Origin of the sequence: Mesorhizobium sp. M0698, assembly GCF_040320455.1 — a bacterium.
Lineage (GTDB): Bacteria > Pseudomonadota > Alphaproteobacteria > Rhizobiales > Rhizobiaceae > Mesorhizobium.
This window is the reverse complement of record NZ_JAMYPQ010000001.1, coordinates 608,137-627,509: the sequence shown is the minus strand read 5'-3', so window position 1 is coordinate 627,509 and position 19,373 is coordinate 608,137. Positions and strand designations below refer to the sequence as shown.

Below are 19,373 nucleotides of genomic sequence, written 5' to 3'. Positions count from 1 at the left end.
GTCATGGTAGGGCGAGCAGTACGGATGGATGAGCAGACGACAACTGATGAAGGCAGCCGGACGCTTGTCGAAAGCGTCATGGTGACGATCAGGCACAGGATCGCCGCGCGCAGCCTGACGCCGGGAACGCGGCTGCCTTCGATCCGGGCGTTTGCGAAGGCCATGCAGGTTTCCAAATCCACCGTGGTCGAAGCCTATGAGCGTCTTGCGGCGGAAGGCATGATCCGCTCGCGGCCGGGCTCGGGTTTCTATGCCGCCGGACCGTTGGCTCCGTTGTCGCTGGCCGAGATCGGCCCCAGGCTTGACCGTGCCGTCGACCCGCTCTGGGTCTCGCGCCAATCGCTGGAAGCCGGCGACGGCGTCCTGAAACCGGGTTGCGGCTGGCTGCCGGCAACATGGATGCCCGAGGCTGGATTGCGCCGGGCACTGCGGACGACGGCCCGCGCCGACGACGCCGCGCTGACCGACTACGGCACGCCGCTCGGCTTGCCGGCGCTACGCCATCTGCTGGCGCGGCGCATGGCCGAGCACGGCATCGAAGCCTCCCCGGACCAGATCATGCTGACGGAATCGGGCACTCAGGCGATCGACCTGCTGTGCCGGTTCCTGCTCGAACCGGGTGACACGGTGTTGGTCGACGATCCCTGCTATTTCAACTTCCATGCCCTGTTGCGCGCCCATCGGGCCAAGGTGATCAGCGTCCCCTACACGCGCTCGGGGCCGGACATCGAACTGTTCGCGCAGGCGCTGAACGAGCACCGGCCGCGCCTCTACATCACCAATTCGGCGCTCCATAATCCGACCGGCGCGATATTGTCCCCGGTCGTTGCCCATCGGGTGCTGAAGCTCGCCGACCAGTCGGGGCTGACGATCATCGAGGACGATATCTTCGCCGATTTCGAACACACGTCCGCGCCCAGGCTGGCGGCCTTCGACGGCCTCAGCAGGGTCATCCATATCGGAAGCTTTTCCAAGACGCTGTCGGCATCGGTGCGCTGCGGCTTCATCGCCGCTCCTCGCGACTGGATGGAAGGATTGACCGATCTCAAGATCGCCACGTCCTTTGGCAGCGGGCGACTTGCATCCGAACTGGTGCTGACGCTGCTGAAGGACGGCCTCTATCGCAAGCACGTCGATCTGCTGCGCGCGCGGCTCTCGCGCGCCATGGAAGAAACCGGCACCCGGCTCAGGGCAATCAGCATCGTGCCGTGGATAGATCAGCCGGCCGGCATGTTTTTATGGTGCAGGCTGCCGGAGGGAATAGATGCCGCGGACGTCGCCCGTCACGCTTTGTCGGCCAACGTCGTGCTTGCGCCCGGCAATGCGTTCAGCCTGTCCCGGTCGGCCAGCCGTTTCATGCGCTTCAACGTCGCGCAGTCCGGAGATGACCGGATTTTCAGGGCGCTTGAACAGGCGATGTCGCGTTGATTCGCGCTGCCGGAACCCTGCTGGCCTGAGGCTGTGCTCTCAGGCCCCTGCCCGCTTGCGGCGTGCATAAAGCATGACGAGCGTCTCGGCGGTCAGCGCCGGCCTCTGCTCGCCTTCGATCTCGACCGTATTGGCGGCCTTCATTAGATATTGCCCCGGACCTTTGTCTTCCATCGACAACAGCGTGGTGCGCAGCCTGATACGCGAGCCGACCCTGACCGGCGCCACGAAGCGCACTTTGTCGAAACCGTAGTTGAACGCGGCCTGCGTGTTTTCGGGTACGATCCCCATCTCGAGCGCCAGCGCGCCGATGATCGACAGGGTCAGATAGCCATGCGCGATCGTGGTGCGGAACGGGCTTTGCCGCTTCGCCCGCTCGGGATCGACATGGATCCATTGATGATCGCCCGTGCATTCGGCAAACTGGTCGATGCGGTGCTGATCGACCAGCGTCCAGTCCGAAACGCCCAACTCCTGCCCGGCCATCGCCCTGAGTTGCTCGAAGGTCGGCGGCGTCCTCGGCCGTATCTGCGTCATTCCTGCTTTCCCGATCGCTTGCCTGTTCCGGACCACGACGGGCCGCCCCTGTCAATTCGCCAATGCGATTCCAGCGCATAATCTTCGGCCCGCGAACCGCCAGTCTTCGCCGCCGGCAAGTGTGCTGCCGGGGAACAGCTACCTCTTGTCGTGGCCGGCGCGGATCTCCTCCATCGCCTCCTTGATGCGGCTGCGCAGGATTTCGATCGATTCGGTGCCGGACGCCCTCGCCAGTTCGGCCATCTCGCCGGCATTCTTCAGCGCGGTCTCGAAGGATTTCCTGGCGAACGCCGCCTGCTTCTGCATCATTTCCTGCGGATTGCCGGGCGCTCTGTAGCTTTGTGCCATGTCGGTGATTTCGCGCAGCGTGTCCTGCAGCATCTCGCGTTGCCTTGACAACAGCGCCGAGGCTCCAGCGGCGCTCGCCCGTGCCGACTTCTCCAGCGCTTCCAGGTTCTTGGCGTGGTGGGCGAGGATCGCCTCGACGTCGACATTCGGCAGCTTCAGGTCGCGGCCGAACTTGCCGAACATGTCGATGAAGGACTCGGACTCCGGTCGTTTTGCCATGCTGGTTCTCTCCCCTTGTTGCCGTGAACGCCGCCACTGCACGGAAGATAGTGCAGCGAAGCTCAGCGGTCCATTCGGACGAGTCAGCCGACAAGAAACAGCCGTTCGGCAGTGTAGAGCACGAGCCCGGCAAGGCCACCGATGATCATGCCGTTGAAGCGGATATATTGCAGGTCCTTGCCGATGTTCATTTCGATAAGCCTTGTCAGTTGCGCGAGGTCCCAGCGCTTGACCTGGTCGGCGATGAACTTCGACACGCCGCTCTTCTGGCTTTCGACGAAGGACGCCAGCGCCACGATGAACCCCTGGTTCATGTCGGCCCTGATCTGCGCGTCGTCGGCAAGATGGCGGCCGACCTCGACGAACATGGTGGCGAGATGGTCGCGGATCATCGAATTCGGCGCCTTGGCGTCCTGTTCGATGAACAGCCGCAGGCTGTCCCACATATCGCCGGCCAGCGCGCTGAGCTCTGGCCGGGCAAGGAAATCGCGCTTCAGCTTTTCAGCGCGCCTGGCATATTGTTTGGATGTCCTCAACCGCTCGACGAAGGTTTCGACGAAAAGGTCGAATTCGGCTCGCATCGGATGGTGCGGATCGGCCCGCACCTCATCGAGCAGCGAGCCGGCCGACGCAATGATCTTCTTCAACAGATAGGCGTCGGCGCGAAACAGGTTGAACAGCGACGGCAGTTCCTCGCGGATCTTCTCGCGCATCGTCGCCAGCGCCTGCTCGTCGCTCAGGAAGCGGCCGACCACCTTGGTGAACTCGTCGAATAATTTCTGGTGACGGCGATCGTCAGTCAGCGCCGACAGCAGCTCGGCGGCGAGCGGCGCCAGCGGCACCTTTTCGATCTGCTCCAGCATACGGCTGGTGACGAAGCCGCGCAGTCCGGATTGCTCGACCGCCGCCAGCGTCTGCGGCACCAGCCGGCCGACGAAGCGCGACAAATCGGCGGCGCGGTTCGGGTCGGCCAGCCAGTCCGCGACCAGCGCGGAAAAGTCGACCTCGGCGAGCTTTTCGCGCACCGGTTCCGGCGCCAGGAAATTCACCTCGATGAAGCGGCCGAGATTGTCGGCGATGCGATTCTGGTTTTCCGGGATGATGGCCGTATGCGGGATCGGCAGGCCAAGCGGCCGCCGAAACAGCGCCACCACCGCATACCAGTCCGCCAGGCCGCCGATCGTCGCCGCCTCGGCGAAAGCGGCGACGAAGCCCAACCACGCATGCCGGCTCTCGAGCGATTTCGCCACCGCAAAGACCAGCACGCAAAACGCAAGCGCTGCGGCGGCAACGAACTTGGTGCGCCTGAGCGCCGAAAGCTTGGCGTCGGCATCGGCGTCGAACCGGACGGACACGACGGATGCAAATACCGGGGCTGGTCGTGACATGATGGGGCCGCTCCTGATCGTGTATGCGAACTTATCTAGTGTCGCCTGCCCCAGAAAGCGCGCCGCTGGTTCCGGTGCGCGCAATCGTGCACGCAAACTTGACGCCGGAATTCATCTATTATGCAGCGCCAGTCTGGAATTGTTCCAAACTATAGGCCATATTGACGCCAACCACTGTTATGTGAGGACACAATGCGGCTTACCCGTCAGACCAACTACGCCATGCGCATTCTGATGTATTGCGCCGCCAACACCGAGCGGTTGAGCCGCATCCCCGAGATCGCCGCCGCCTATTCGGTATCGGAACTTTTCCTGTTCAAGATCCTGCAGCCGCTGGTCGAAAACGGCCTGATCGAAACGGTGCGCGGCAGGAATGGCGGCGTCAGGCTCGGCCGCGCGGCCGAATCAATCAGCCTGTTCGATGTCGTGCGGGTAACGGAGGAAAGCTTTGCCATGGCCGAGTGCTTCGAGAACGACGCCGCCGAATGTCCGCTGGTCGATAGCTGCGCGCTGAATTCGGCATTGCGCGAAGCGCTCAACGCCTTCTTCGCCGTGCTGTCGCGCTACACGATCGCCGATCTGGTGGCGGCGCGCCCGAATGTGCGGCACCTGCTCGGCATCGACATGCTGGTGCAAAGGGCGCCGGCCGCCTGATTTCTGGTCGCATCTCAGTTGGTGAGGTCTGTTGAGATTCAGGTCAGGCCGAGCCGAAAATGGTGGGTTCCGAGAACCGGAACGGAGCGTACGTTTGGGTACGTGAGTACCGGCCTGCGCCGGCCATAGCCTTAACTGCCGCGCCTCTCATGAATGCTTCGGCCGGCGAAGGCCGGAAGCGCAGGAAACCGCCATTTGCGGGCCGGCATCACCTGGATATCAACAGACCGACTGCGGCAATACGAACGGCATGTTTGCGGCCGGCAACACACCGACCTTCAGCCGGCAATCGAAGACCTTTTCGATCAGCTCGTCGCTGAGCACCTGTTGCGGCGAACCTGTAGCGGCGAGCCTGCCGCGATGCATGACGAAAATCCGGTCGGCATACATCGCCGTCAAATTGAGGTCGTGCAGGATGGCGACCACGCCGCCGCCGCGTCTGGCGAAATCGCACGCGATGTCCATGATGATCAGCTGGTGTTTGATGTCGAGGCTGGACACCGGCTCATCGAGGAACAAATAGCGCGGCTTGCCGTCGAGCACCGGCTCCCACACCTGGCACAGAACGCGGGCAAGCTGCACGCGCTGCTGCTCGCCGCCGGACAGCTCCTGGTAGAAGCGGCCGGCAAAACCCTCGAGGTCGACGCGCGCCAGCGCCCGTGCGGGCAGGCGCTGGTCCTCGCCGGGCAACGCGCCGGAGCGCCCGCCGACCAGGCCTAGCCTGACGATCTCACGCACGGTGAACGGGAAGGACAGCGTCGTCGCCTGCGGCAGCACGGCGCGCAGCGTCGCCGCTTCGATCGGCTTCATCGCCGATAGATTGCGGCCGTTGACGGTGACCTCTCCCGAATAGCCAAGATCGCCGGACAGTGCTCTGAGGAAGGTCGTCTTGCCCGAACCGTTGGGGCCGACGATGGCCGCGATTTCGCCGGGCCGCGCCTCGAAATCGACATTGGCGACAATGCGCTTGCCGCCGATCGCCACCGAGACATCGCGCGCTTCGATCATAGGCAAACTTTCACAGGTCGATGACGCCGCGCTTGCGCAGCAGTATCCACAGGAAGAACGGTGCGCCGGCGACAGCGGTGACGATGCCGATCGGCAATTCGGCCGGCGCGACGATGGTGCGGGCGACGGCGTCGGCCAAAAGCAGCAGCGCCGCACCAAGCAGGGCCGATGCCGGCAGCAGGTAACGGTTATCGGGGCCGATCAGCAGACGCAGCAGATGCGGCACGACGATGCCGACGAAACCGATGCCGCCGCTGACGGCGACCGACGCGCCGACCGCTGCCGAGACGCCGACGATCGCGGTGTATTTCAGCCGCTGCACCGGAATGCCGAGATGGCCGGCCGTGGCCTCGCCGAGCGCCAGCGCGTTGAGGCCGCGCGCCAGGAACGGCATTGCCGCCAGCGCCAGCACGATGACCGGCCCGACCGAGCCGATCTTCTGCCAGGTTGCGCCGCCCAGCGAGCCGAGCTGCCAAAAGGTCAGGTCACGCAACTGCCGGTCGTCGGCCATGAAGATCAGGATGCCGGTCAGCGCCATGGCAAGCGCCGCCAGCGCGATGCCGGCGAGCAGCATGGTGGCGACCGAGGTCTGGCCTTGCCGTGTCGCGACCTGATAGAGCAGCAATGTCGTCGCCAGCCCGCCGCAGAACGCAGCCAGCGGCAAAGCCAGCGTGCCGAGCGCCGTAGTCAGCGGCGCCAGCATGGTCGAGCCAAGCACGATGACGGCGACCGCACCGAGGCTCGATCCGGCCGAAACCCCGATCAGGCCGGGGTCGGCCAGCGGATTGCGGAACAACCCCTGCATGACGGCACCGGAGACAGCAAGCGATGCGCCGATCAGCACGCCCATAATGATGCGCGGCAGACGGATGTCATGGATGATCAGGCGGTCGCGGGCGCTCAATGCCGCGTCGCCGGGCAACGCGCCGAACAGCCAGTCGTGCATGACGCCGATGGCCGAGGCATCGGATGCGCCGGAGGTCAGCGACAACAGCACGGCGATAGTCAACCCGACGCAGAGCAGCACGACGACGAGGCGGGCGCGCCGCGAACGGTCACCCTCGGCTGCCGTCGCCATGATGCCCGCCGCACCGGCGATCGAATGATCGGCCATCGCGCTCAATCCGTGACCTGGCCGCCATAGAGCAAGACGGCAAGGTCGTGGATGGCGTCGGCCGTGCGCGGGCCGAAGCCGAGCAGATAGCCGCCGTCCATGCGGATCAGCTTGCGGGCGGCACCCGCCGGCGTCGAAGCCACGGCAGGGTTCGAAAACAGTTCGTCATCCGCGGTGGCCGGTCCGGCATTGTTCATCATCAGGATCACGTCGGGCCTGGCGGTGATGACGGCCTCGTCCGACAATTGCTTGTAGCCGGCAAAGCCGTCGATGGCGTTGATGCCGCCCGAAAGCTTGATGATGCCGTCGGCGGCGGTGTCGCTGCCGGCGGAAAGCAGCCTGCCGCCCTGCATCGACAGCACGAACAGGATGCGCCTGCGCTCCTTGATCGAGGCGGTCTGCTTTTCAGCTGCCTTCAGCTTGGCGTCTATCTCGGCGGCCAAGGCATCGGCCTTGGCGCCGACGCCGAGGGCCTTGCCGACGATCTGGATCTTTTCGAGAATGCCTTGATTGTCATAGCGCTCGGGCACCTCGATGAACGGGATGCTCGATTTCTTCAGCACGTCGACGGCTTCCTTCGGTCCGCTGCCGTGCAGCGCCAATATGCCCGACGGATTGACCGACAGCACACCCTCCGGCGACAGCTGGCGCATGTAGCCGACATCAGGCAGTTCCACCGCCGCTTGCGGATAGCGGCTGGTCGAATCGCGCGCGACAAGGCGATCCTGTTCACCGAGCGCATAGACGATCTCGGTGATCGAGCCACCAATGGCCACGATCCTCGAGCGGTCGGCGAAAGTCGCGATGCCCTCGGCGGCTTGAGCCGGCATCAGCGCGGCGAAGGCCAGGAAAACAGCGGCCGCAGGACCAGGCGCCGACCTGGAGACCGATGCCAGCCTGGAGAAAAGAACCATCGTCGTTTTCCTCAGGCTGCGGTCGGGCTTGGGATACGCGGCAGGTTTTCGGCCAGAAAGCGCCAGTCTTCGCGCTCGCTTTCGCCTTCATGCCGCTTACCGAAGAACTGGATGATCATCTTGCCGTCGGCGCCATAGACTTCGAGCGACGTGACATAGCCGTCCTTGGTCGGCTTGCGCACGGCCCAGACCTCATCGATGTGGTCGGTCCGCAGGTGCAGATGGAAGGTCTGGTCGAGCACGTTGAGCCATGGTCCCATCGGCTTGATCGAGGCGACGGGGCCGGAATGGATCTGGATGCAGCCGCGATTGCCGACAAAGCACATGATCGGCATGGCGCCAGCAGCGGCGTGGTTGAACATGGCGTTCACCGCATCCTTGTCGACCAGCCAAGCGTAGTCCTGGCCGACCATTCGCACCGCCTGTCGGCGGCTGATCTTCAGTGTCTTCAGCATGCCGAAGAACTGGTGCACGTCGGTCAGCTGGCTCCAGCGGTCGCGCAGATCGTCGATGCTCGCCGGGTTGTCCGCAGTCTCGGTCTCGTCAGCCGTGCCCGCTGAAATCGCCACCGTCGGCTCCTGGTTCGGCGATTCCAGCCCGGCCACCAGTTTCTGATAGGCGTAGAGGTTGGAGGCTGGCCTGAGATGCACCTTGTGTACCGCCTCGCCTGCGGTGTCGAAGAACTGCAGGCTGCGGCGGATGTCGGCGCCATCGCGCTTTTCCACGGCAAAGCCGTGCGACCAGACTTTTGGGAAAATACGCAGGTCGATATTCTCGCCGAGCACCATGGCATTGTGATTGCCGGTGACGACCTTGTCGTAGACGCCGATCTTCTCGTGCACCGCGCTTTCGTTGCGGGTCAGCGCCATCACCTCACCGACAGCTTCGAGGCCAGTCAAAAGGTCGTTGACATGCGGCTCGACGCGCACGACGCCGTCGCCGCAATGCGCGGCGACCAGTTCGGCCTCCGAAATACCGAGCTGGGCGGCGAGGTCGCGCTCGCGCATTTTCGGATTGTCTGCCCGTGCCCGCCGGATCTCGTGCGGGGCGGGTTTTACGCGCTGGTCCATTTCTACCACCTACTTGTTGAGGATGAGCTTGCCCTGCCGGGTGATCTTCAGCCGGTACAGCGCACCATGATGCTCGATGCCGATCTCGTGCTCCCCCTGGAACAGCGTGTTGCTGGACAGCATTCTCACGGCCGATTGGACCCGGTCGAAACGGACGGAATTTTCGTCGGAACGGCGGACGCGATAGCGAAAGTCGCTGGGATTGTGCGTGTTCATGGGTTCGATCCCTTTCCTGTGCCTGGCATCTGGCTCGGCGCCTGCGTGAAATGCCGATTCAATTCTTGACTCGAATGATCATGTTATCTAGCAGTGCAATACCGGAGTAAATGAGTCAACATTTAAGACGCCGGACGCGATGAAAAATGCCAGCGAGCCCCAAGCCAGCCAGCATCGAACATGGATTCGTGGAGTTGCAGCATGGGGTTGGCGAATTGGAGACGGCTGGCGGGCAGCGGCCTGACACATTGTTCTATGACAAGCAAAATGGCCGCGTTGCTGGCCGGCACGGCGGCGATCCCGCTGCTCGCCACACCGGCCGGCGCCCAGCAGGTCGCCCAACCGGCAGCCGACCAGCAGCAGACTGACCCGTCTCAACAGCCCGAAAAGGTAAAGCCGGCCCCGGCGGGTACCACACTGCTCGACAAGATCCTGATCCTCAGCCGTACCGGCGAGACGGCGATCGAGTCGCTTGCTTCAGCCAGCCATGTCGACGAGGAACAGCTCGAGCGCCGCATGGCGACCACGCCCAACGAAATGCTGTTCGGTGTGCCGGGTGTCGCCGTCCAGGCCGACGCAAGGCGTGTCAGCTCCAGCATCAACATCCGCGGCCTGCAGGATTTCGGCCGCGTCTCCGTCATCGTCGACGGTGCCCGCCAGAATTTCCAGCGCTCGGATCACGGTACGCAATCGACCTTCTACATCGATCCGGAATTGATCAAATCCGTCGATGTGATCCGCGGCCCGGTCGCCAACACCTATGGCTCCGGGGCGATCGGCGGCGTCGTATTTTTCGACACCAAGGATGCGCAGGATTTCCTCAAGCCGGACGAGACCTGGGCGGCATCCGCGACCGGGCGCTACGAAACCAACGGCGAAGGCTGGACCACCAGCGCCACCGGCGCCTATCGGATCAACGAGAACTGGGACGTGCTCGGCAATATCGTCTACCGCGACTATGACGACTACAAGCATGGCGGCGGCGACACTGTAGCGGGCACCGGCTTCGACGTTTTGAGCGGCCTCCTCAAGACGACCATCCGCCCCAGCGAAAACAGCGAGCTGAAGCTGGGCTGGATCGGTTCGAACGACGGATGGACCGAGACCAGCGGCAGCGCGCCGGTGAACGACGCCGACCTGAAGGCGAATACGTTCACGGCCCGCTACAACATCACCGACGAAGACAAGAGCTGGCTCGATCTCCACATCAATGCCTCTTACAACAAGACCAAGCTCGATCTGACGACCCTTGTCGCGCAAAACCGGTTTGATCCGGTCACCGGCCTGCCCGTGGTTTTGCCGGCGGGTTCGAAATCGACGTTCGACATCGGCACCTCCGGCATCGACATTTGGAACACGTCGAGATTCGAGACCGTTGGAATCGCGCATGAGCTGACCTATGGCGGCGACTGGGTTGGCGACGATGTCGAGACAGGCGGCACGGCGGGCGGCGACAGCTTCTATACGCCCTCGGGCAACAGGAACGTCTCCGGCGCTTACGTTCAGGACAAGCTCACCTGGGACTGGCTCGAGGTCATCGCCGGGCTGCGTTACGACAGCTACAAGCTCGACAGCGATGTCGGCGAAACCTCTGGCGACCGGCTGTCGCCACGCATCACAGTGGGCATTTCGCCCTTCGAAACTGCCAGCCTTTCCGGCCTGCAATTCTACGGCACCTATGCGGAAGGCTACCGTTCTCCCTCACTGTCGGAGACCCTGATCAGCGGCAATCATCCGGCCGGCGTCAGCTTCCCGTTCCTCCCCAATCCCAATCTCAAGCCTGAAACCGGCAAGACCGTGGAATTCGGCGTCAATTACAGCACCAACGGCGTCATTGTGGCCGACGACGCGCTGCGGCTGAAGGCGGCCTATTTCAACAACAATGTCGACGATTACATCGACGGCGTGACGCTCTCGCCGTTCGACCCGACCAGCGGCTGCCCGTTCGGTCCGGGCATCCCGATCTGCTTCCAGTATCAGAATTTCGCCAAGGCCAAGATTCACGGCTTCGAGATGGAGGGCGTCTATGATGCCGCCTGGGGCTTTGCCGGGCTTTCGGCGTCGTTCACCGACGGCCACACGATTTCCTATGAAGGCGAACGGGCGGACCTTGTCACCGTCCCCTCCTCCCAGGTCACCGGGCAACTCGGCTTTCGCTTCCTCGAGGACAGGCTGACCATCGGCGGCGAGGTGCAATACAACGGCAAGCCGCAGGGCAACCCGGTGGCCAGGGACTACACGCTGGTCAATGCCTTCGCCAGCTACCAGGCGACCGACAATTTCAAGGTCGATTTCCGCGCCGACAATCTGTTCGACGTCAAATACGCCAACCCGCTGAACGCATCGACCACCAGTGTTGTCTACGAGCCAGGCGTCACCCTGAAGCTGGCGGCGACGATGAGGTTTGGAGGCTGAGACAATGAAAGGCATGACGGCATCCCTTCATCTGTTCGCCGCGGTGCTGGCAATATTGCTTGCGGCGGCTCCGGCGTGGACACAACAGCAAGCACCGGCGCTGATCCTCGAGCTGAACGGCGCGCGGCCCTCCGACAAGGGCTGCCGCCTGACCTTCGTGGTCACCAACAATCTCGGCGCCGACCTTTCCAAGGCGGCATTCGAGATCGCGCTGTTCAACGAGGCCGGCGTCGCCGACCGGCTGACCGTGCTCGACTTCAAGGATCTGCCGGCAGGCAAGACCAAGGTGACGCGTTTCGATCTTGCCGGCACGGATTGCGGCAAGGTCAGCCGCGTGTTGATCAACAGCGCCACGGAATGCGCCGGCGCCGAGCCGAATGCCTGCATGCGCGGGCTGAAGACGCAGACCAGGACCGGCATCGCCTTCGGGGTCTGAATTTTGGGACCGGAACCCGCATTCGCACGAAACACCATGGCGTGGCCACTAGCCGGTTTCCTGCCGCCGGAGCCGGACGATCCGGATTTCGCCATCCCGCGCGGGGCCCTGCGTGTTTCGCCGCGCGACAGGCCGGAAGACAGTTACATCGCCGATGCCGACGGCGACTTGACTGCGGTACCTATGGAGCCATTGCGGCAGGCACGACAGACGCGGCGGCGCCGCAACTGGACGGTGGCGATCGCCTGCTCTTGCGCATTCCACGTGGCGGTGGCGCTGGCCTTCCTCACGCTGCCGGACGACCGGCCAAGCATCGAAGGTGCCGACCAGCAAGGCGAAATGCTGCTCGGCGCCGACCCGCAGCAGGCGGCCGGCGATGTCGGAGACGATCCGGAAGTGTCCAACGTGACGATGGTGACCATGCTCGACGCCAAGCCGGTCGAAACGGTCGAGGCGCAGGCGGCCGCGGCAGAGGAGACGCTCCAGCCGGTCACCGATGCGGCGGAGACATCGGACAAAGAAGTGGTTGAGCCGGTCAACGAGGCCGCCACGGAAACTGCTGCGCCTGCCGATCGCACCGAACCAGCACCTGCGCAGCCGGCGCGCCAGGACCCATCGCCCGACGTTCTTGCGACCGACAGACTGGTGTCTGCCGACGACAATGCCGTGCCGCCGCCAGTCAGCGCGGCCGAAACGGCCGAGGCTGCCGAGACAAGCGCACCGGCACCAGCCGACCCGGCGCCGGCGGAAACAGTTCAGACGACCGAGACAGTCGGCGCGGCGGAAGAACCGAAGCCGGACAGGCCGGAGCCCAAGCAGCCGAAGAAGGCAACCGCAAAGAACAAGCCGGCCAGGAAGGCCGAACCAAACGAGCCTGAAAAGCCGGCCCTGCGCAGGAAGGCGAGCAAGGCACTTGCGAAAGCCGATTCCAAGAAGAAAAAGACCGGCTCCGGCGGCCGTCACGAAACGGATGTCGCGCGCGGCATGGCCGACGGCAGGAAGGACGGCAAGATCCTGACCGCCAGCAGGGGCGGCAAATCAGGCATCGGCAATGCAGCCGTCACGAACTATCCCGGCAAGATCAGGTCAAAGCTGGTGAGGGCCTTCAATTCGACACGCACGCGCGCCACCGGCACAGCTACGGTTGCCTTTACCGTCGGCTCGAACGGCAGCGTCCGGTCGGCCAGGCTGACGGGCAGTTCGGGTGTTGCCGCGCTGGACAAGGCCGCACTCGACGCAGTCCGCCGGGCTTCTCCCTTTCCCCCTATTCCAGACGGAGCCGGTCGCTCGGCCTGGCAGTTCGAAGTGCCGCTCGGTATCAGATAGCGACCGTCCCCATGCCGGCACCAAAGTTGGCGCCGCCCTGCCCGCGATACGCGAGCCCTGGCGAACCTACGCAGCGGCCAGCAGGCTGGCATTGCCGCCCGCCGCCGTGGTGTCGACGCAGACGGCGCGCTCGTGGGCGTAGGCGGCCGGATAATAGACTTCGCTGATCAGCGGCACGATCGGGCCGGCGCGCTCGGCGATGACCTTGCGCACGATGCGCGCGGCCTCGGGCGTGCCGGAAAAGGCAACGACATCGACCCGCAGCGAGCGCGCTTCGACCGGGTCCGGTCTGCCGTCGATGGCCGCCAGCGGCAGTCCCTTGCCGGTCAGTGACGAAAGTGCTGCCGGCGCGCCGGGCGCGACGGCGAGCACCGCATTGCCGGCGGCCAGCGCCTGGATCGTCTGGGCAAGCAGCGTATCTGCGTCCGGGCCAAGGCAGAGCACGCGGCCGCGCGGCGACAGCGACAGCGTGTTGGCCTCACCGGTCGGCCCGGGCAGGTCGACCTGGCCGAAATCGATGCCGGCGGCAGTGCCGATAGCCGCGGCACCCTTGCCGCGCAGATGTTTCCTCAGGATGGCGACGCGATCCGGCCGCGTCGACCAGCCGCCAAAGGCCGGGTCCGGCAGATTGTCGGCGAGCTCGGTCGCCGTCACCTTGCGGCCTTCGGCAAGATGGGTGCCGGCTTCCGGCCCCTTGCGGAAGCGCCGGAGATAATGTGGCCCGCCGGCCTTCGGCCCGGTGCCGGAAAGGCCCTCGCCGCCGAACGGCTGCGCGCCGACGACGGCGCCGATCTGGTTGCGGTTGACGTAGATGTTGCCGGCATGGATGCCATCGACGAAATGCTGGGCGCGGCCTTCGATGCGGGTGTGCAGGCCAAAGGTCAAGCCATAGCCTTTGCGGTTGATCGCAGCGATCACCGCATCGATCTCGTCGGCATCGAAGGTGGCGACATGCAGCACCGGCCCGAACACCTCGCGCTCCAACTCCTCGATGCCCTTGACCCGAAAGACGTGCGGCGCAACGAAGCGGCCGTCCTTCGGCGCTTCGAGCTTGGCGATCAGCCGGCCCTGCAGGCCCATTTTGGTGCAATAGTCACGGATCGACGCTTGCGCCTCGTCATCGATGACCGGGCCGACATCGGTCGATATCCGCCACGGGTCGCCGAGGCTGAGCGCTTCCATCGCGCCTTTCAGCATCTCAAGCATCTTCTTCTCGACGTCCTTCTGCACGTAGAGAATGCGCAATGCCGAGCAGCGCTGGCCGGCGCTCTGGAAGGCGGAGGCGAGGATGTCGCGCACCGCCTGTTCGGGAAGTGCGGTGGAATCGACGATCATGGCGTTGAGGCCGCCGGTCTCGGCAATCAGCATGGCGTCGGGCACGGCGGTCTCGGCGAGCTGCTTTTCGATCAGCTTGGCGACCTCGGTCGAGCCCGTGAAGCAGACGCCGGCAATGCGCGGATCGGCGGTCAGCGGGCCGCCGACCGTGGGGCCGTCGCCGGGCAGAAGCTGGATGATGTCTTCCGGCACGCCGGCCTCGCGCAGCAGCTGGACAGCGCGGAAGGCGATCAGCGGCGTCTGTTCGGCTGGCTTGGCGATCACCGAATTGCCGGTGACGAGTGCCGCTGCAATCTGGCCGGTGAAGATGGCGAGCGGAAAATTCCACGGCGAGATGCAGGCGATGGCGCCGCGCGCCTCGGTGCCCGCCTCGGCATTGGCGGCCTCGGCCGCATAGTAGCGCAGGAAATCGACCGCCTCGCGCACCTCGGCAACGCCGTCGGCGAGCGACTTGCCGGCTTCGCGGGCGGCGAGCGCAAAGAACTCGACGGCGTTCGCCTCGTAGAGATCGGCCGCCCGGTTGAGGATGGCAGCGCGCTCGGCGACCGGGCGTCTTGCCCATGCCGGTTGTGCCTCCACCGCTATGCGTACCGCGGTCTCGACCTGCTTGGCGCCGGCCTCGCTCACCGTGCCGACCACTTCGGAAGGTTTTGCCGGATTGACCACCGGACGCTGCTTGCCATAGCCGGCAGCGCGGCTGACCGGCTTGGCGTGCCAGCGGTCCGGCCCGGCGAACTCGGCCCTGGCCTTGTCGATCGCCGCCAGCGTCGGCGTGTCGGTGATATCGAAGCCCTTGGAATTGCGGCGGGCCGCACCGAAGATCGCCGGCGGGCGGGGGATAGCCGGATTGGCGGCGGGACCCTGTTTCTCGACGGTTTCGAGCGGGTCGCGAGCAATATCCTCGGGCTCGACTTCCTCGTCGGTGAGCTGGTGGACAAAGGAGGAATTGGCGCCGTTCTCCAGCAGCCGGCGGACCAGATAGGCGAGCAGGTCGGAATGCGCGCCGACCGGCGCATAGATGCGGCAGCGCGTGCCTTCGGTCCGCCGCACCGTCTCATGCAGCGCCTCGCCCATGCCATGCAGCCGCTGGAACTCGAATGTATCGCGGTCCGTCGTCATCGACAGAATGGCGGCGACGGTGTGGGCGTTGTGGGTGGCGAATTGCGGGTAGATGCGGTCGGTCATCGACAAAAGCTTCTTCGCGCAGGCCAGGTAGGAGACGTCGGTATTGGCCTTGCGGGTAAAAACCGGATAGCCGTCGAGCCCGAGCGTCTGCGCCCGCTTGATCTCGGTATCCCAATAAGCGCCCTTGACCAGCCGCACCATGATGCTGCGGTCGTATTTCCTCGCCAATTCGTAGAGCCAGTCGATGACGAAGGCGGCGCGCGGGCCATAGGCCTGGACGACGACGCCAAAGCCGTTCCAGCCGGCAAGCTCCGGTTCGGCCAGCACCCGCTCGATGACGTCGAGCGACAAATCGAGGCGGTCGGCTTCCTCGGCGTCGATGTTGAGGCCCATGCGCGAATGGCGCGCCGCCAGCGCCAGCGACAGCAGCCGCTCGGCCATGACGGGCAGCATCGTTTCCTTCTGCGTCACTTCATAGCGCGGATGCAGCGCCGACAGTTTTACCGAAATGCCGTGGTTCTGGCGGATGTCGGGGCCGTTGGCGCCGGCATCGAGCGAAGAGATGGCATCGGCATAGGCCTTGAGGTAGCGCAGCGCGTCGGCCTCGGTGCGGGCCGCCTCGCCCAGCATGTCGAAAGAATAGAGATAGCCCTTCTGCGTCATCGGTCGGCCGCGCCTGACCGCCTCGGCAATGGTGCGGCCGAGCACGAACTGCTCGCCCATCTCGCGCATCGCCGCCGCAACCGCCTTGCGGATGACCGGCTCGCCGAGCCGGCGCACCATGGCGCGCAGCGTGCCTTCGATGCCGCCCTCGCCTTCGTCGAGCACGCGGCCGGTCAGCATCAGCGCCCAGGTCGACGCATTGATGAAGATCGAGCTCGAGCCGCCCGAATGTGCCGACCAGTCGTGCGGCGCGATCTTATCGGCGATGAGGTCGTCCATCGTCTCGGTGTCGGGCACGCGCAGCAGCGCCTCGGCCAGGCACATCAGCGCCACGCCCTCCTTGGTCGAGAGGCCGTAGGCGGACAGGAAGACCTCCATCAGCCGCGGATCGGACGAGCCGCGCACCGCGCGCACCAGATCGGCGGCACGGGCCGAAATCGCCTTGCGGTCTTGCACGGACAGCCCGGCCGCCTCGGCCAGCCGCTTCACCGCCTGGTCTTCGTCGGGCAAATAATTGGCACGGATCTGCTGGCGGATGGTGTCGAGCGCTGGCATGGCGGTCCTGTAGAACGAGCATAAGGGAGCGGGCCGGCGGTCACCGGACCGAATGGCGCAAGCTAACATAAGTAGGGATTGCGGTCGGTCCAAAGAAATCGACAAGACAGATCGATCGATCTATCATTACGACTGATCACCTCCAATTCGACCAGGAATCCAGTGACAGAAGACCAATTGGACCGGATCGACAGGAACATCCTGTCGGCTCTGGGCAGCAATGGCCGGCTTTCCATGTCGGAACTGGCGGCGAAAGTCGGCCTGTCGAAGACGCCGGTGCAGGCGCGGGTGAAACGGCTGGAGAAGGACGGCTTCATCAGGGGCTACCAGGCGATCATCGACCGCGAGCGCATGGGCGAAGGCCATGTCGCCTTCGTCCAGGTGAAACTGTCTGACACCCGCTCGGCCGCGCTCGACGCCTTCAACCGCGCCGTGCAGGCGGTGCCGGAGATCGAGCAGTGCCACATGATGGCGTCGAGCTTTGACTATCTGCTGAAGGTCCGCACCACCGACATCGCCGCCTACCGCCGCGTGCTCGGCGAGCGCATCTCCGCCCTGCCGCACGTTGCCCAGACCTCGACGTTTGTCGCGATGGAGACGGTGAAGGATCGGTAGGAAACGCCGGCGGGACAGCGCCCCCTCTGTCCTGCCGGACATCTCCCCCTCCAGGGGGGAGATCGGTTGTCACTGCCGCTTTCGCCAATCTCTAAACGTCGCAGGAGTGAACGGCGCACCGAAGCTGCCAATCTCCCCACTAGAGGGGGAGATGTCCGGCAGGACAGAGGGGGGCGCGAAGGATCGCTACCCCGCCACCCTCACTCCGCCAGCGTCTTCAGGAACGCCACCAGCGCCGCGCGTTCGCGATCCGAAAGCTGCAGCGGGTGGACCTCTGACACACCCTCGACACTTGCCGGCGCCTTCGAATAATGCGCCACCACCTCGTCCAGCGAGGAAAACTGCCCGGCATGCATGTAGGGCGGACGGGTGGCGCCACCGCGCAGCGACGGCGTCTTGTAGGCGCGGACGAGTTCCGGCCCGGTCTTGACCATGAAGCGCAACTCGCGGCAGGCGCTGGCATCGCCGTCGCGAAAGGCGCCGAAACAGTTGAACGGATCGGCCTCGACCTGCGCCACCGCGTCGACGCGGCCGCGATCCGGCGGCAGGCCCGCGACCGGCGGCACGCCGGTGTTGTGGAAGCTGCCGTCGGTAAAACGCGGGCCGTTGTGGCACGTCACGCAATTGGCCTTGCCGATGAACAATTTCAGGCCGAGGATTTCCTCCGACGAAAAGGCGGCGTCGCCTTTCGGCTTGGCGCCGGCCACCAAATCAATGGCAAAGCGGTCGAAGCGCGTCTGCGGCGGCGCGATCGAGCGCTCGAAGGCGGCGATCGCCTTGCCGATATTGGCAAAGACGCGATTGACCTCCTCGGCTTGGCTGGCGGGCATGGCGTTCCAGGCCGCCCTCTCGGCATCGGTGCCGAGCGGGCTGGCATTGGCCGGCACGCCCGAAAGGTCCGGCAGCGGCCCGAAGATGCGCTCGTAGCGCTCGCCGAAGCGGGCCTTGATGTAATGCGCGAAGGCGGCGCGGTTGCCGGCCTGCTCCAGCGGATTTTCGAGCGGTGTCAGCGCTTGCGCCCACAGGCTGTCGCGCCGCCCGTCCCAGAAGAACCAGGGATCATGCGCGACGCCGGCCAGCGGCATGGTCCGCCGGTTGGTGCGGCCGACGCCGACCGCTTGCGGCAGGTCGTCCTGGAATTGGCGGTCGATCTTGTGGCAGGTCGAGCAGGATACCGTGCCGCCGCCGCTCATCCCGGTGTCGAAGAACAGCGTCGAGCCGAGTGCCGCGGCGGCCGGCACGTCGGCAAAGCGATTGGTGGTATCGGGCTTCAGCGGCGGCAGCCTCGACAGCGCCAATGAGGCGATGGTCTGCTTCTCGGCGTCGGAAAACTCCGGTCTGCCGCAGCCGGCGAGCACCGCCACCATCACCAACGCGAGAAGACTGGAAAACCGGCTCATCTATGGCTCACAGCACCACGTTGAAGACGACAGTGTCCGAGCCGGCCGCGGCGGAGATGGCAAAATGCAATTGCCACCACCCGCTCATCGTGAATTTCACGCCGTCGATGCGATAGCGTCCCTCGCCGAGGTAATCGGTCGCCTGCGGGCTGGTCGGCAGACCGTGCTTGTGCTGCGGCATGCCGCCGGAAATCGTTATCGCAGCACCTTCCACCGGCGCACCCTCGACGGTTTTGAGCGTGAGCAGCCAGGATTCCAGTTCGCCCTGCCGGATGACGCCTTTCTCGGGCTCGAAAGTCGCCACGAACAGCTTGTTCGCCGTCGTCTTGGAACGGCCTACATCCGAGCTTGGTTGCGGCGCACGCGGCGCCGTCAGATAGACGATTGCCAGCACGCCGGCGAGCAAGGCAGCCAGGCCGAGGCCTCCAAGAAGATAACGCCATAACGATGCCAAACCCATTCCTGTTCTGCGGATAACGTTTCGCTGGGCAGATCGCGTCCCACGCCCCTGTGGGAAATCGCGCCCAGTGCAAGAATCCGCCGTTGCCAAGCATGGCGCTGCCGGTTGCAAAAAGCTACAGCACCGCAATTGCAGGATGGAGGAGTG

17 protein-coding genes are annotated in these 19,373 nt (G+C 64.8%); 6 read left to right on the top strand and 11 right to left on the bottom strand.

Features of this window, described 5'->3' with window-relative positions; translation table 11 throughout:
• The first annotated feature begins 24 nt into the window (after nt 1-24).
• Nucleotides 25-1,428 carry an aminotransferase-like domain-containing protein gene (locus NKI16_RS03115; RefSeq protein WP_352517638.1) on the top strand — a complete coding sequence of 468 codons (1,404 nt, stop codon included), beginning with the start codon at nt 25-27 and terminating at the stop codon, nt 1,426-1,428.
• Nucleotides 1,429-1,467: 39 nt separating this feature from the next.
• Here the strand turns inward: NKI16_RS03115 and NKI16_RS03110 are convergent, their stop codons facing one another.
• From NKI16_RS03110 to NKI16_RS03100, 3 genes are all read right to left on the bottom strand, one after another.
• Nucleotides 1,468-1,965, bottom strand: coding sequence for a MaoC family dehydratase (locus tag NKI16_RS03110; RefSeq protein WP_023676428.1), 498 nt, complete (start codon nt 1,963-1,965; stop codon nt 1,468-1,470).
• A gap of 138 nt (nt 1,966-2,103) precedes the next feature.
• Nucleotides 2,104-2,532: a phasin family protein gene (locus tag NKI16_RS03105; protein ID WP_023676429.1), complete on the bottom strand. Its 429-nt coding sequence runs from the start codon at nt 2,530-2,532 to the stop codon at nt 2,104-2,106.
• A gap of 83 nt (nt 2,533-2,615) precedes the next feature.
• The gene (locus NKI16_RS03100; protein ID WP_023676430.1) at nt 2,616-3,920 is read right to left on the bottom strand and encodes a DUF445 domain-containing protein; all 1,305 of its coding nucleotides are present in this window, start codon (nt 3,918-3,920) and stop codon (nt 2,616-2,618) included.
• A gap of 192 nt (nt 3,921-4,112) precedes the next feature.
• On the opposite strand from NKI16_RS03100, the gene rirA reads away from it, so the two are divergent.
• Nucleotides 4,113-4,574: an iron-responsive transcriptional regulator RirA gene (rirA, locus tag NKI16_RS03095; RefSeq protein WP_023676431.1), complete on the top strand. Its 462-nt coding sequence runs from the start codon at nt 4,113-4,115 to the stop codon at nt 4,572-4,574.
• A 219-nt stretch (nt 4,575-4,793) separates the two neighbouring features.
• On the opposite strand, the gene NKI16_RS03090 is transcribed toward rirA, so the two are convergent.
• The 5 genes from NKI16_RS03090 to hemP are packed head-to-tail and all read right to left on the bottom strand — an operon-like array spanning nt 4,794 to nt 8,896.
• A complete protein-coding gene (locus NKI16_RS03090; protein ID WP_352622462.1) occupies nt 4,794-5,582 on the bottom strand; it encodes a heme ABC transporter ATP-binding protein in 789 nt (262 codons plus the stop codon).
• A gap of 10 nt (nt 5,583-5,592) precedes the next feature.
• Nucleotides 5,593-6,696, bottom strand: coding sequence for a FecCD family ABC transporter permease (locus NKI16_RS03085; RefSeq protein ID WP_023676433.1), 1,104 nt, complete (start codon nt 6,694-6,696; stop codon nt 5,593-5,595).
• Between the two features lie 5 nt (nt 6,697-6,701).
• On the bottom strand, nt 6,702-7,610 hold the full coding sequence (locus tag NKI16_RS03080) for a heme/hemin ABC transporter substrate-binding protein (protein ID WP_023676434.1): 909 nt from the start codon (nt 7,608-7,610) through the stop codon (nt 6,702-6,704).
• Between the two features lie 11 nt (nt 7,611-7,621).
• On the bottom strand, nt 7,622-8,680 hold the full coding sequence (locus NKI16_RS03075) for a hemin-degrading factor (protein WP_023676435.1): 1,059 nt from the start codon (nt 8,678-8,680) through the stop codon (nt 7,622-7,624).
• A gap of 9 nt (nt 8,681-8,689) precedes the next feature.
• Nucleotides 8,690-8,896, bottom strand: a complete 207-nt coding sequence (hemP, locus tag NKI16_RS03070) for a hemin uptake protein HemP (protein ID WP_023676436.1) — start codon at nt 8,894-8,896, stop codon at nt 8,690-8,692.
• A 267-nt stretch (nt 8,897-9,163) separates the two neighbouring features.
• Here hemP and NKI16_RS03065 point away from each other — a divergent pair, with 267 nt between their 5' ends.
• The 3 genes from NKI16_RS03065 to tolA are packed head-to-tail and all read left to right on the top strand — an operon-like array spanning nt 9,164 to nt 13,073.
• A complete protein-coding gene (locus NKI16_RS03065; protein ID WP_245274686.1) occupies nt 9,164-11,311 on the top strand; it encodes a TonB-dependent hemoglobin/transferrin/lactoferrin family receptor in 2,148 nt (715 codons plus the stop codon).
• 4 nt (nt 11,312-11,315) lie between these two features.
• Nucleotides 11,316-11,747 (top strand): hypothetical protein, encoded by a 432-nt coding sequence (locus tag NKI16_RS03060; protein ID WP_023676438.1) that lies wholly within the window; start codon nt 11,316-11,318, stop codon nt 11,745-11,747.
• A 36-nt stretch (nt 11,748-11,783) separates the two neighbouring features.
• Nucleotides 11,784-13,073: a cell envelope integrity protein TolA gene (gene tolA / locus NKI16_RS03055; protein ID WP_023676439.1), complete on the top strand. Its 1,290-nt coding sequence runs from the start codon at nt 11,784-11,786 to the stop codon at nt 13,071-13,073.
• Nucleotides 13,074-13,139: 66 nt separating this feature from the next.
• Here the strand turns inward: tolA and putA are convergent, their stop codons facing one another.
• Nucleotides 13,140-16,751, bottom strand: a complete 3,612-nt coding sequence (gene putA, locus NKI16_RS03050; RefSeq protein WP_023676440.1) for a bifunctional proline dehydrogenase/L-glutamate gamma-semialdehyde dehydrogenase PutA — start codon at nt 16,749-16,751, stop codon at nt 13,140-13,142.
• Between the two features lie 162 nt (nt 16,752-16,913).
• Between putA and NKI16_RS03045 the strand changes: the two genes are divergently transcribed.
• Nucleotides 16,914-17,366: an Lrp/AsnC family transcriptional regulator gene (locus tag NKI16_RS03045; RefSeq protein WP_023676441.1), complete on the top strand. Its 453-nt coding sequence runs from the start codon at nt 16,914-16,916 to the stop codon at nt 17,364-17,366.
• Nucleotides 17,367-17,566: 200 nt separating this feature from the next.
• Here the strand turns inward: NKI16_RS03045 and NKI16_RS03040 are convergent, their stop codons facing one another.
• Nucleotides 17,567-18,766, bottom strand: coding sequence for a cytochrome-c peroxidase (locus tag NKI16_RS03040; protein ID WP_023676442.1), 1,200 nt, complete (start codon nt 18,764-18,766; stop codon nt 17,567-17,569).
• Nucleotides 18,767-18,773: 7 nt separating this feature from the next.
• Nucleotides 18,774-19,220, bottom strand: coding sequence for a FixH family protein (locus NKI16_RS03035; protein ID WP_023676443.1), 447 nt, complete (start codon nt 19,218-19,220; stop codon nt 18,774-18,776).
• Nucleotides 19,221-19,373: the final 153 nt, after the last annotated feature.

Excerpts from the sequence above, each read along its gene's own strand:
- NKI16_RS03100 (WP_023676430.1), bottom strand. The coding sequence starts at position 3,920 with ATGTCACGACCAGCCCCGGTATTTGCATCCGTCGTGTCCGTCCGGTTC.
- tolA (WP_023676439.1), top strand. The coding sequence starts at position 11,784 with ATGGCGTGGCCACTAGCCGGTTTCCTGCCGCCGGAGCCGGACGATCCG.
- NKI16_RS03080 (WP_023676434.1), bottom strand. The coding sequence starts at position 7,610 with ATGGTTCTTTTCTCCAGGCTGGCATCGGTCTCCAGGTCGGCGCCTGGT.
- NKI16_RS03115 (WP_352517638.1), top strand. The coding sequence starts at position 25 with ATGGATGAGCAGACGACAACTGATGAAGGCAGCCGGACGCTTGTCGAA.
- hemP (WP_023676436.1), bottom strand. The coding sequence starts at position 8,896 with ATGAACACGCACAATCCCAGCGACTTTCGCTATCGCGTCCGCCGTTCC.
- NKI16_RS03090 (WP_352622462.1), bottom strand. The coding sequence starts at position 5,582 with ATGATCGAAGCGCGCGATGTCTCGGTGGCGATCGGCGGCAAGCGCATT.
- putA (WP_023676440.1), bottom strand. The coding sequence starts at position 16,751 with ATGCCAGCGCTCGACACCATCCGCCAGCAGATCCGTGCCAATTATTTG.
- NKI16_RS03105 (WP_023676429.1), bottom strand. The coding sequence starts at position 2,532 with ATGGCAAAACGACCGGAGTCCGAGTCCTTCATCGACATGTTCGGCAAG.
- rirA (WP_023676431.1), top strand. The coding sequence starts at position 4,113 with ATGCGGCTTACCCGTCAGACCAACTACGCCATGCGCATTCTGATGTAT.
- NKI16_RS03085 (WP_023676433.1), bottom strand. The coding sequence starts at position 6,696 with ATGGCCGATCATTCGATCGCCGGTGCGGCGGGCATCATGGCGACGGCA.
- NKI16_RS03065 (WP_245274686.1), top strand. The coding sequence starts at position 9,164 with ATGGCCGCGTTGCTGGCCGGCACGGCGGCGATCCCGCTGCTCGCCACA.
- NKI16_RS03040 (WP_023676442.1), bottom strand. The coding sequence starts at position 18,766 with ATGAGCCGGTTTTCCAGTCTTCTCGCGTTGGTGATGGTGGCGGTGCTC.
- NKI16_RS03060 (WP_023676438.1), top strand. The coding sequence starts at position 11,316 with ATGAAAGGCATGACGGCATCCCTTCATCTGTTCGCCGCGGTGCTGGCA.
- NKI16_RS03110 (WP_023676428.1), bottom strand. The coding sequence starts at position 1,965 with ATGACGCAGATACGGCCGAGGACGCCGCCGACCTTCGAGCAACTCAGG.
- NKI16_RS03075 (WP_023676435.1), bottom strand. The coding sequence starts at position 8,680 with ATGGACCAGCGCGTAAAACCCGCCCCGCACGAGATCCGGCGGGCACGG.